Origin of the sequence: Vibrio lentus (assembly GCF_030409755.1) — a bacterium.
GTDB classification, from domain to species: Bacteria; Pseudomonadota; Gammaproteobacteria; order Enterobacterales; family Vibrionaceae; genus Vibrio; species Vibrio lentus.
Map to the genome: position 1 here is coordinate 335,737 of NZ_JAUFQE010000001.1, position 9,339 is coordinate 345,075.

Sequence of the window (9,339 nt, forward strand, 5' to 3'; positions counted from 1 at the left end):
TACATGTGATTTTAGAGCGAATCATCTCTCTCACTTATGTTTTTGTCAATTACATCCATTTATTGAACGAGTAATCTGTGAGTAAGCATCGTCGTGTTTAACTTAAACTGTTTAAGTATTTGTCTGTTAAGCCAAAATATTTCAAGTTGCCATCAGGTTCTAGAACCAAACTCATATTGGAAGTAGCGATCAAACCGGGATCATTGGTCGAAAAAATGACGGTTTTATTCAGCAGCTTATCGCTGAACAGGCGGTTAAAATACTGCGCGTTTTCATTTTCAGCCCCGTTGAAGGGTTCATCAATGATTATCAGAGATTGTTCACAGTTACCTAAACCAAGCGCCAAACGCAGCTTTTGTTGAATGCCATTGGGAAGACCTTTGCACTTATCGACACTCAATTGAGTCGCCAAGCCTTCTGGCAGCCATTCGTCTAGCTCGAAGAAGCTCACCATCTCCTGCATTTTCTCTGTCGGAATTAATCCATTGTGTAAAATGAAATTGGTCTCCAAAGAACCTTCGAAAATGTGCAAATTGAAAGGGATGTAGTTAATCGACGTGCGATAGCGATAACTGTTGAATTGTTTAATGTTATAGCCATCGACAGACACCGCGCCCTGATAACGATCTTCTAAGCCAGCCATGATTGAAATGAGCGTAGTCTTTCCGCTGCCTGTCGGTCCACATATGACGACTTTTGCACTGGGCGGTATCTTAAAGCCAAGGTTGGTTAATCCTGTTGCTGCTCCTGTGTAACGGTGACTCACACCACTGCCCACAATGCTGCCTTGGAACAAGCGAATAGGCGGGCTCTTCTCCAAAGTCAGTTTATCGTCATTCATCGACATCAAGTTGTTGATCTGTGCTGACGAAGCCTTGATGGATTGAAACTTAGAAATTGAGTTATAGATGCCCATTATCGGGCCTAGTGCTTTCCAAACGAGAATAACGGTCGCAAGCATCGCACCCGCATCAGAAGTGCCTTCCATTACGCCGATTACAGCAGTCACGATACTTGCCGTACCAATCACCTGAATCAAACTACCGCCAGCCGCCTGAATTTTACTGTTGGTTACAGCAACGTTCTCCGCATCACTGGTGCTTTGCATATGGGAGGCACTAAAACGAGATTGAACCACGCGCAGTAAAGGCAACCCCTGAATGGTCTTGATACCACGAAGGATTTCATTCCATTGATAAGAGACCATCGCATTGGCGCGAGAGCTTTTGGATGTGGCTTGAGAATAGATATAACGTGAGTATACACAGAACACCAACATCAAGATTAAGCCGCCCATCACCACAAGCGCTGCCGTGCCAGACATTAGGGCAATCGCGATGATAAAAACAATCACAAACGGCATATCAAAGTAGCTGAGAGTTGATTCAGCGGTCACTAAGCGACGGAAGGTATCGATATCTTTCAATCGCGCCAGTTGAGATGAAACCCCAGCAGTTGATGTCATTGCGTAAGGTAGCCAAAGCAGTTTCGATATTACGGCTTGAGATATGTGAACCGCGAGATCTTTACCGGAGGTAGCGATGATGTTGACTCGCATCTTCTTAAAAAAGTATTCCGAAAAACCCACAATAATGGCAAATAAGGTCAACCAATAGAGTGTCGCTTGAGAACTCGAAGTAAGCGCGAAGTTATACACACTCATAATAAAGAATGGCTGTAATGCGCCCAGAATACTGATCACGAAGCTGAGAATGATCAGGCTTTTAAGTTCATTGTTATAACGATAGAAAGCGTACTTTATCCAATTGCTTCTGTCCTGAGATTCCGGTGGTGGTTCACGGAACAGGCGAGAATATTCACTAATTGCAATCAACAAGCAGGGCTTCTTGCACATTGGATACTCAATGGTGTTGTTGTTCGTGTAATCAAACAACATCAGCTTTCCATCTTTGGTACCTAAAAAGATGGCGCTAAGATTTTCTATCTCAATAAAGCACGGGTGAGGGTACTTATCGATATTCTCGAGTGTCTTTAGTTTGGTCACATCACAACGGTATCCAAGACGTTCTATGGTTGCAGTAAAGCTATCGCTGTCTTTTGGCTTGGGAATAAAGGCGTCACTGAGTATAGAGGGCGTACCTTCCCATTCAAGAGCAATCAAGGTATAAGCTAAGCCGCGAATCAGAGGCGAATGACTGTAACGCTCGTCATAACCGCTTGCTTCAAAATCCGAAACACGTTGCGAGACGTTATTGAAGTCTACAAGGATACTCATTGGTCACCTCCGGTAAGTTTTACGCGTTTGAGGCGGTGGTTAAGTTTGTCCATCTTATTGCTGGCGATGATTAAGATTTTGTCATTAGCACGATAGGCGGTACTGGTCAGTACGACGCGCGCAAATTCCTCATCAAAGACACAATCTATATCGTCGAATATCAATACCCGTTTACTGGCGAGCAGGGCTCGGACTAATAACAGAGCATATCCAACTTGGCGAGAGAATGGATTGCGCATGTGCCCTTTGAGTTCCGTATAAAAACCAGCAGGAAGTCCGTCAATTTGCGCCTTGATGTTCATGGTTTCACATAAGGCGAAAGCCGTGTTATTCAAGCTTGGACGGAAACACGTCAGGTTATCAATAATGGTCCCTTCAACGAATGAACTTGTTTTATCGACCATCAGTACGCTGTTACGCCAAACATTGTAGTTTACGTCACTCAAAGGCGTGTCATTAATCATGATGTCCAGTTTGTTATCATTGTTCTGACGTGTAATACAGTTAGCAAGGTGGGTCTTTCCGGAGCCACTTTTCCCAGTAAGTAAATAGGTTTGTCCGAGTTCGAATTCGATACGCTGCTTTTCAGAATATTTAACAGAAATACGTTCTACTTCGGTCGTCTCATGTTGATGTTCAACCGACGCGGCCAGTTCAAGAAGCTCGGCGATGCGCTGTATATGGAGTTTGTTTAGCTCCCAACGGCTCGCGGTACGCATCACTTGTTGGTAGGGCGCAAAGTAACGGTTGGTCAGCATGATTATTGCGGCCATGATGCCTTGGCTTGACTCCATATTGATCACGGCTGTCGCCAATACCACAACAACACAAGCAATCGAGAGTTGTTGGATGAGCGCTAAGATCAAGCCAAAATTCGATTCAATCTGTTCGTATTTGATGTTTTCAACTTCACGTTCCTCGACCATTTGTGTCATCAGGCTTTCAACGCGGTATTCCATGTTTCGCGCTTTGATATCCAGCGGGCTAGAAATGATTTCAATGATCTTGGACGTCGTTAAGCCCTCTATATCGGATTTGTTCTGTAAGCTGCCAATCTTTTGCTTAGAAAGGCTCCAAGCGAAAATGGCCAAGATCAGAGAGGCAATCAGAAGCGTCACGCCAGCCCATATGTTGATGAGACCGATGATGAGGATGGTTATGACGCTGACGGCAAGGTTTATCAGAGCTCGAACCGATTCTCCACCAAAGAAGGTTTTCAGTTCAGGAATGGTTGAGATTCGTTCGAGGTATTCGCCCGGTTCTAAGCGGCGAAATTTAGAGATCTCAGCCAAACAGATGGATTGGAATACCTTGTTGGTTAAGTTGGTCTCAAACTGCCTCATGATGACGGAAGATATCTTCTCTTCCTGATTTTTCAGGTGGTAGTCGAGGAAGATAGAAATCAGGATAATCGCGAACAGCAAGAACAAGGTATCTTGTGCTTGGTTGGGCAATACTCGGTCGAAAATGATCAGAATAGAGAAGGGCAGCACCAAGCCAAATAGAGTGGAAATTATCGTAGAGAAAGTCAGATAACACTTATCTGCCATATTGATCTTTTGAGAAAACTGCTCAGTTTGCATTACGACCTCCTGTTTTCAACGACTCCGTTGAGAGAAGGTGTTTAGGCACTAATTCTTGATTGTTTCGCCCTTCGATATCACTCATCAATTGCATGATGCTTTCTATCGATTGAATCGAGAGCACGCCCTTAACTTGCTCAAGCTTGATGGTTTCGATGATGTAGTCGTATCGTGCGCTTTCATAATCTCTTAAGGCGCTGAAGAGCTTACTTTCTGCGGCAAGCAAATCGGTGATCGTACGGGTGCCTAACTGGTATGCCCTTTGAATGCCTTTGTAAGAGGCATAGTTGGCGCGAATGATGTTCTCGTAACTGCTTATAGATTGCGAAAAATCGTTAATGTTGAGCACAGAGGTGTTCACGCTGTTACGGGTGGTGTAAAGCGAATCTTGATAAAGCAGCTCGGTACGTTCAATTGCCGTCGATGATTTTTGATATCCGTAGTAATCAGAGCCACCCGACAAAATAGGCAAGGCTAGATTTAAGCCAACGCTAGTTGAGTTGCTTTCGCCTGTCGCAGTGATATCGGTTTTATCGTAGTTATTGGCGTCATCGTGACGATAACTGGCTGAAAGCGACACGGTAGGTAAGAAGTTTGTACCGCTCTCTTTTAAGCTTCGACGGCTTCTCTCGACGTTTTTCTTCGCCACTAACAAGTCGTTGTTGAGCTTTAATGCTTGATCCATGATTGAGTGTTGTTCGCTTTCGTTTATCTCTTTTAAAGGCACACTTTCGTATATATCTTGTGATGGCGTAATAGGGTACTGAATCTGAATGGATAGTCCGTTGAGAATGACACGGCGATCTTTCTGCAAGGTTCTTAATCGATTCGACACACCTTCTTTCTGAGCGATAACTTCATAAAGCTCGCTGGCGGCTGTATTGCCGAGCTCCACATTGCGTCGCATCTGATGCTCACGAGTCTCAGACGATTTAAGCTCGACCTTTGTCGCTTTTATTTGCGCATTGTTTTTCAAATACTCGAAGTATTGAGAGCCGATTTCAGAGATGGTGCTTTGGATTTTGTTCTCGTGTTTAATTTCTTCAATATTGAAGTCGAGTTTTGCCGTGCCATATTTAAAAATATCACCAAGATTGAATATCGACTGGGAAAGGGAAAGGCTGTAGCTGTTTGAGTTATAGCTGGAGGTTTCATCGGGCACGCTCGATAACAAGGTTTCATTCTCATTCCATGTAGTATCAGCTGCACCATTGAGTGAAGGAAGAAACTTAGATCGGCTGATCCCAATGTTGTATTCGTTCTCTTCCACACCTTTATCACTGGCGCGAAGGGATAGGCTGTTTTGCAGGCCGAGTTCTACCGCCTCAAGCAGGGTCGTCGCCGATGCAGAAGGTATCGTGCTGAATGCAAGCGCAGCCATAATGCTGCTAGTTAAGTTTCTGTACCGCCACATACTTGTTGATCACCTTGATGATTTGGTCGCTTTTGTAAGGTTTGCTGATCACGTAATCCATTCCGGCTTCAATACAAGCCTGGTGTTCGTTACTGCTGGTCAATGCGGTTGCCCCTATGATGGTACAAGGGTTTTTCTCGTTCTCTTGTTCAAACTGGCGAATGCGTTTGGTCGCTTCAATGCCGCCCATACCCGGCATAATGCAGTCCATGAAGATGATGTCAGAACGTTTATTCATGAAGTGCTCAACTGCGTCGGCACCATCACCAACCGTGTCTGGTTCATACTCTTGTTTGGTCAAAATTCGTTTAAGTAAGATCTGTTGAACTCGGTCATCCTCCACGATAAGGAATGAACTGTTTTCCATCTGCTCTTCTGATGCTTCTGCTTCCATAATGGTGAGTAAGTTCGGAATAAACTCATAAGGAATCGCAGGGGAGTTGATGATCTTATCGACGAAGCTGTGACACTCTTGTGCATGCTGAGTATTGGTTACAGACAGCAACAGCTTGGTATTTGGATGATTCTTAAGTTGGGATTTCACCGTTTTGCTCAGTGATGGCAGCTTGTTGGGTTCAAATGTATCGGTCAGCATGATGGCATCGTACTCACCAAAGGTCTTCGCCGCTGAAAATAACTCATTTGCAGTGCGGATTTCAGTGATATCAAGCCCCAAGTTACTGAGCATTTTCTTCATTACATCGATACGGACTTGTGTATTGGCGCAAAGCAGTAAACGCTTGCCGTCAAAGCGTGTTTTCTCTGTATGGAAATTCTTCGCCTTGAGATCAAGCTCGATCTGAAAACGTTCCTGTGTACCTGATTGGAACCAGTGACTTTCGTAATACCCGTAATCTTTTAATACGCTTTTCGCTAAGTCGTCTGTGTTAGCGGTATGGTGTTTATGATCGCTCCAATGGAGCTTATTGAGCTTGGCAACAGAGACATCTAACGTTGAAAGGAAATTAAGGTTGATGGTGACACGTGTATTTTCCATATCCGAAGCTGCGCCAGACTCTATTGTCACGAACAACTTCTTGTTTGATTTAAGTTGGATGGCGTTAGAGAGCTGCAGGAACAATATCCAGAACAAGCTGGTGGATTGGCCCTCCACTCGATTCGGCAAATTATCAGAGATAAAGCAGTCGAGTTGACTTTCGTTCCTCTGAACTTTGGCGCTGATATGAATCATCAATTCAGACAACACGCTTAGTAGCGAGAATTCCTTCGACTTGCTTTCCGTACCCTGTGAAATCAAACGGTTATAGTTTTCTGCTAACTCAGATAAGGTACTACATGCTGAGGTAATATCCTTCGCCATCAATACGCCGTTTTCATCGGTTTCTTGCACCAGATATTGGACACCACCATTGATGGTGTTGGTGATTCCGCGAATCTCATAGCCGATTAGTGCATACAGTTGTTTGTAGAGGTCGTTATTACGCTTTTGGTCTTCTAATTTACTGAAGATCAGTTTGAGGTGAGAGTAGATCTGGCGTTGCTTCGGATTGATGCTCACTTCATTCAGAAGCTCTTCGAGTCTTTGCAAGTCGAGTTGTTTCAGCTCTTGATAGAGAGCATCGAACTCATAGTCGATTTCTCGTTCATTAGAGCTGGATTTCTTCAGCTTCAACATAGCAACTGAATTCGATAGGACCGTGATTACTGCCAGTATCACGACCACCATAAACAACCAGATAAAGAACTCGTTTTTCTCTGACATCAAGTCGCTCGCATGGTTGTTGAACATGGTGCGGTAGTTGTCGTCCATTTGTAGGTAGTTGTTCGTCAGTGACAGGTATAAGTCGAGTACGTCGTTGCGTGTTTTAGTGCTGTCGGAAAAGCGATTGATAGCTAATTCAAGTTGGGTGTATTCAGTCGCGCCAACCAAGCTGAACTCAGTTTTGTTCAAAGAGGCTAGCGATCTAAATTCATCTATTTCACGCTTCAAGTTAACTAGATTGAATTCGTTAATACCACAAGTGTCGGTACTTAAGCACTGCTGTAGAGTTTGAATATCTTGTTCGATGGTCTGATTAAGCTTCTGGGCTTGTATTAGAAGTGGGGCGCTTTGCACTTGAGCGACCGAATCTACTTTTGACCAAGAAAAGTATAAATAGAAAGCGAGCGCCGCCAGTACGACGCTGAACAATATGCTCAGACGTAGAGCTGGTACGGAAATGTTATAAGAAGGTTTTCCGCTCATTGATTACCTCTCATCGAATGCATCTTCGATGGCTGACATCACCGGTTTTGCTGCGTATTCGATCACGCGACGCGAGCCTGTTTTTACGTCGGCGGTAAATTCCATATAAGGTGATAATTTGTATTGAGTGCCTCCTCGCTCAAGAAAATTTCGATCAATCTCAATTTCTGCCAAATAGAATTCGGCATCTTCTTCTTCGTATGATGAACGGCTAATTGAGGCGATGGTTCCCTCAACAAATCCATATTTTGCGAAGTTGTAAGTATCCATTTTTACTTTTACCGCTTGGCCAATTTCGACAAACCCCATGTCTTTACGCGGAATTTTCGCTTCACCGTGTAGGGAGTTATTGATTGGTGCAATATCAGCGATACTCTCGCCGGGTGGTATTACCGCAGAACGGAAGTTGAAGTGTAATTTGTCGACCACACCATCCACTGGTGAGTAGACGATTAAGCGATCTACCTTATCGGAATGTTGTGGTTGTAAGATCCGTTTCAGTTTGAGGTCTTTATTGGCCTGAATGATTTGTGCTTGGTACTCAGAGTTGCGGTTCTCTACCAAGTCTCGATGTTGTTTTTCGAGTTTGTCGAGCTGGAAACGTTCGTTCATGACGGACTCATCAAGGTTTTCAATCTCACGAACCATATTGGATTCTTGTACTTTCATATTTAGAACGTCGACATAGGACGCCATCTCTTCTTTATAAAGCGTGTTTTTGATGTTGAGTTGTTTGCGAATGAGCGAGAGTTGGTTCTCTGAGCTTTTGCGACGCTTTAGCATTGATCCAATCAGAGAGTTTTTGTGTTTAATATCGTGAGTGATCAGCTCTTCGTTGGAGCGGTTCTTCGAGAACTCTTGCTGCCACGTATTCATGTTGACTTGAACTTGTTCTGGGTACTTTTCGATGTAAGAAGCAAAGTTTGGTTCGACCATGTCACGCAAGCTTTCATAACGAATTTTATCGAGTTCCAGCTGAATGATTTCGGTGTTCACTGTATCGAGTTGGGTGTTACGGTCGAGTGAGCGGATTCGAGCAATAGGCTGGCCTTCATACACAACTTCCCCTTTTCTCACTAACAGCTCTTCCAGAATACCGCCTTCTAGGTGTTGAACTTTCTCAACATCAGACTCTAGTAACAGCTCGCCACGTACAGAAACGACAATGTCGATGCGTGCTTGTGACGCCACGGCGATAGCCACCAAAGCAAGTAGAAAAATGATGAGCAACGTCTTGTGAACGCTGGTCATCGCACTTGCAAGCACGATGGTGTCATCTGCTGTGACCTTGGAAGCCTCGTTGTTAGAAACGAGCGCTTTTCTGAGGTGATGCTCTATTTGGTTATTGCTCATGACCTACCTCGATGACTCGTCATCTACAACTTCCTTAATATCCAGCAAGTGATTGATTTGTCTATTGACGTTTTGTAGTTCAGTTTTCACATCTTCTAATAGCGCTTCCGGCGCAGGGAATTCGTGTTTACTCAAATGTTCCAACTTGGCCATTTTGGGCGGCAGGTCTTGGTCGCATAACAAAGTTAAGATGGTTTTCAATTTTTTAGAGTAGTTGTTGAGTTCCTCAAAACGATTACCTTTATGAAGCATCTCTATGTTCATCGGTGCGTCCGAAAAGTCCTTATAAAAGTCGCCTAGCAGCAATTGCAGCCCTTTGTGGTTGTTGTCGATTGAACGCAACAAATTCGTCATGTCTATCATCATTCCACTGCCTTAATTGCTTTAATCACAATAACTAAGGATCTTTAAAGGCAGTTTTCAAATTTTTTTTACTTCTTTATGTATAAAAAGAAAAATATGAAAAAAGTTGTATAAAAACTTGGTTTTCCAAAATGGTGTCCTTTAATGCCTCTAAATACGATCAGTTAGCTAGTAGCAACGGAGG

The 9,339-nt window shown here is 43.8% G+C and carries 6 protein-coding genes; all 6 read right to left on the bottom strand.

What is annotated here, in order from left to right; genetic code table 11:
• Window positions 1–97 precede the first annotated feature (97 nt).
• The 6 genes from QWZ07_RS01455 to QWZ07_RS01480 are packed head-to-tail and all read right to left on the bottom strand — an operon-like array spanning window position 98 to window position 9,158.
• Window positions 98–2,236, bottom strand: coding sequence for an ATP-binding cassette domain-containing protein (locus QWZ07_RS01455; RefSeq protein WP_192852576.1), 2,139 nt, complete (start codon window positions 2,234–2,236; stop codon window positions 98–100).
• Complete coding sequence (locus QWZ07_RS01460) at window positions 2,233–3,819, bottom strand: ABC transporter transmembrane domain-containing protein (RefSeq protein WP_009844974.1); 1,587 nt, start codon at window positions 3,817–3,819, stop codon at window positions 2,233–2,235. The genes QWZ07_RS01455 and QWZ07_RS01460 overlap by 4 nt, the downstream gene beginning before the upstream one ends.
• A complete protein-coding gene (locus QWZ07_RS01465) occupies window positions 3,809–5,233 on the bottom strand; it encodes a TolC family protein (RefSeq protein ID WP_099166688.1) in 1,425 nt (474 codons plus the stop codon). The genes QWZ07_RS01460 and QWZ07_RS01465 overlap by 11 nt, the downstream gene beginning before the upstream one ends.
• Complete coding sequence (locus QWZ07_RS01470; RefSeq protein ID WP_192852577.1) at window positions 5,208–7,439, bottom strand: ATP-binding response regulator; 2,232 nt, start codon at window positions 7,437–7,439, stop codon at window positions 5,208–5,210. The genes QWZ07_RS01465 and QWZ07_RS01470 overlap by 26 nt, the downstream gene beginning before the upstream one ends.
• Before the next feature lie 3 nt (window positions 7,440–7,442).
• Complete coding sequence (locus QWZ07_RS01475; protein ID WP_009844977.1) at window positions 7,443–8,792, bottom strand: HlyD family type I secretion periplasmic adaptor subunit; 1,350 nt, start codon at window positions 8,790–8,792, stop codon at window positions 7,443–7,445.
• A 3-nt stretch (window positions 8,793–8,795) separates the two neighbouring features.
• A complete protein-coding gene (locus QWZ07_RS01480; RefSeq protein ID WP_192852578.1) occupies window positions 8,796–9,158 on the bottom strand; it encodes a hypothetical protein in 363 nt (120 codons plus the stop codon).
• Window positions 9,159–9,339: the final 181 nt, after the last annotated feature.

Excerpts from the sequence above, each read along its gene's own strand:
- QWZ07_RS01480 (WP_192852578.1), bottom strand. The coding sequence starts at position 9,158 with ATGATGATAGACATGACGAATTTGTTGCGTTCAATCGACAACAACCAC.
- QWZ07_RS01455 (WP_192852576.1), bottom strand. The coding sequence starts at position 2,236 with ATGAGTATCCTTGTAGACTTCAATAACGTCTCGCAACGTGTTTCGGAT.
- QWZ07_RS01475 (WP_009844977.1), bottom strand. The coding sequence starts at position 8,792 with ATGAGCAATAACCAAATAGAGCATCACCTCAGAAAAGCGCTCGTTTCT.
- QWZ07_RS01460 (WP_009844974.1), bottom strand. The coding sequence starts at position 3,819 with ATGCAAACTGAGCAGTTTTCTCAAAAGATCAATATGGCAGATAAGTGT.
- QWZ07_RS01470 (WP_192852577.1), bottom strand. The coding sequence starts at position 7,439 with ATGAGCGGAAAACCTTCTTATAACATTTCCGTACCAGCTCTACGTCTG.
- QWZ07_RS01465 (WP_099166688.1), bottom strand. The coding sequence starts at position 5,233 with ATGTGGCGGTACAGAAACTTAACTAGCAGCATTATGGCTGCGCTTGCA.